Origin of the sequence: Psychromonas hadalis ATCC BAA-638, from assembly GCF_000420245.1 — a bacterium.
Taxonomy (GTDB): domain Bacteria; phylum Pseudomonadota; class Gammaproteobacteria; order Enterobacterales; family Psychromonadaceae; genus Psychromonas; species Psychromonas hadalis.
This window is the reverse complement of sequence record NZ_ATUO01000270.1, coordinates 1-2,659: the sequence shown is the minus strand read 5'-3', so window position 1 is coordinate 2,659 and position 2,659 is coordinate 1. Positions and strand designations below refer to the sequence as shown.

Here is a 2,659-nt window from a genome sequence, read left to right as displayed (position 1 = left end):
ATAACAAGGCAATTAAACGGAAAATTAACAGTTGGCTTTTTCCGCTTCGCTTCAAATTATAGCCAACTATTAATTTCCGCTTATTGCGGCGTTAGGCATCACAAGGGGAACCTATGCCACTTCATACACAGATTTTAGGACAGGGTCTTTTCTACCGTACAAGGCGTTATAGGGCAGTTGAAAGTCCGCTCTGTTGTAGATGTGGGTATCTATACTTAATTAAAATGGTTCTAACTCTATTTTGACTCTAAAAAAAGGCCATCAAAAAAACTCGATGGCCATCAATTAGTTAATTAACTAAAGAAGTGCTTGTGGGTTTCTTTGCCGCCTTTGCTGCTTTCTTCTCTTTTGGTGTTAAAAGTGGTTTCTTTTTAATGTTTTTTTTACTGTCTTGGCCTTTACTCATGATACTTTCCTTTTTTGAGGTAAACTCTTAAGCCTAAGTCAGTTTGAGCCAACCTAAGGACTGGGGTTACGCAGTGACGTTGAGGGTCAAAGTGTAACGATATCAGTATGGCCTTAAGAATGACCAATTGATAGGAATAGCTTATATTAACCGGTTGTTATATGCGGTTAATGTATATTATTAGCGCATACTATGTATATTACATGCAGCCCTATAAGGCATTTAAACGGAACAAAAACAGTGGGTTAGGTTTCGCTTCGCTACACATTTTAACCCACTTATGTGGACTCCCTCTTGTCAACAACAATGATCAATACAAAGAAATAAATGCGAACTTATGTACGAGCTCTCACTGAGAAGCTATCTCTGGCTCTTTGATATTTACGCGAACTGGTTGTCTAATCTATTTAGCGAGCTATATAGCTCTAAGTGGGTTACTGACTAAACCAGTTGGTTTTTACCTTTGTATTTGCATTTTTGTTGTTGGAACGCTTTTAAGCAGTAAGTAATTCTGCTTTATATTCTGTACCGTGTGTAAGCATCGCATATGCAGTTCTCACCGTTTTGTTTGCTAATGCGACAGCTGCACACTTCTTGCCTCTACGGTCAACGAGCGCTTTGAGCCAAACTTCTTTTTGGGTTTTCGCTTCTCGTTTAACTATGTGTTGTATTGCGGCCATTGCCCCGCAAACTAATTGGCTCCTGAGGGCACTATTGCGACTAAACTTCCCTATTGAGCCAAGCTTTACTACGCCACCTGATGAGTGTTGTATCGGTGTTAATTCAATGCAAGCAGATGCATCTTTTCCTTTACTGAAAGCACCAATTTCTGCACAACCAATTGCTAAATAGAGGTTTATTGCGTTTAGTGTGCCAACACCTTCTAGTTTCAACAGTTTTTTGCAATCAGGGTGTAATGACGCTGATTTTTCTAGACACTCATCATAGCCTTTAACTGCTTTGATAAGTAAGCTAAGCGACTATTTAGCAATAGAAATTGCGGCTCTACACTCAGTACTTAATCCATTATCAGCGTCTTCGAGAATACCCTCTATTGAACGGATAATGCTTCCTCTGGCTTTTGATATGCGCAGGTTTAATTCAGCCAGTAAAGCGACTATTTGATTTTGGGAAGCATCACGCTGCTTGATGGTTAATTCTCTGAGGCGTTTTATAGATTGCAATTATTGCTGCTCAACTGTTTTACCACCAATAAATGTAACGTCAGGTAATAGAGCCGCTTGTATTATCGCTAACGCATCATTTTTATCTGTTTTTTGATTTTTCCTAACAACAGATACCAATTTTGCAGATATTAAGCGTGCGTCATGGCCAGCTTGTAATGCTTTTTGTTTCCAGTAGTTAGAGGTACTGCAAGCTTCAAAATGATAGTGGCGGGTTTGCTTGTATTTAACCAGCAAAGGAACTCTTCCGGTGTCATTTCAATATTTGACTGCACCTTTTTGTGTTTTGAAACACAAACTTGAATAACATCTTTTGCCAGGTCAACACCAACTCTTGTACTATGCATTTTAGGACTCTCTCTCTGATATATTTGTGTGGTAACTTTTATATTACCTCATCCTGGATGGGTTGAGGGAGTCCAATTATCTATTTTAGTCCGCTTAATGCAGCGTTAGGTAAATTAATTTTTATGTACCCTTGATATATTTATATTAATACCCATGTTATTTGTAAGTTTATTAACTATGGAGAACAGCATGCCTTCAATACTGAAAGCACAATGCCCATGTTGTAACATCGTTGCAAGTGGTGACCTTAAGAAAATGGATGAATTTTTTGGTTTTCGTAATATGAAAGATACAGGCAAGAAAATAGCACAATCATATTGTCGTAACTGTCGCAGTAAACACTGTGATCCAGGACACAAAAAATGCTAATTGCTAAATGACCAGTAGGGGCTTTGTCCCTTTTTTTGGATCATTATTGAACGAAACCCTTAATACTCACAGTAAATCACCTTTGCTGTGATATATCAGGAAGTGCTCAGGAGCCTTTCTTGAATAGAGTTATGGTAGCTAAATTACCTAACAAGTCGTTCAACATGGACGCTAACAGTTGTCTCTATTTTTGCAAAAGAAAGAATGCAAAAATAAAGCCAACCACGTGACAGTTAACACGGCGTTAGTTGATACCGCCAGGGGCGGATTACGCTTTGTATGAATTTTATCCAAAAAGGACTTCAGCCCTAAAATCCTGATCCCAACAAGCTCGTTGCATCTTACCTGCAAC

At 38.6% G+C, this 2,659-nt stretch carries 1 protein-coding gene and 1 pseudogene; one reads left to right on the top strand and one right to left on the bottom strand.

All coding sequences use genetic code 11. From position 1 onward, the window contains the following. Positions 1-900: 900 nt before the first annotated feature. A pseudogene (locus G322_RS23095) lies at positions 901-1,937 on the bottom strand (IS110 family RNA-guided transposase). Between the two features lie 190 nt (positions 1,938-2,127). Here G322_RS23095 and G322_RS0118625 point away from each other — a divergent pair. After that, entirely contained in the window at positions 2,128-2,307 is a 180-nt protein-coding gene (locus tag G322_RS0118625) for a hypothetical protein (protein ID WP_022943184.1), read from the top strand. The last annotated feature ends 352 nt before the right edge of the window (positions 2,308-2,659 follow it).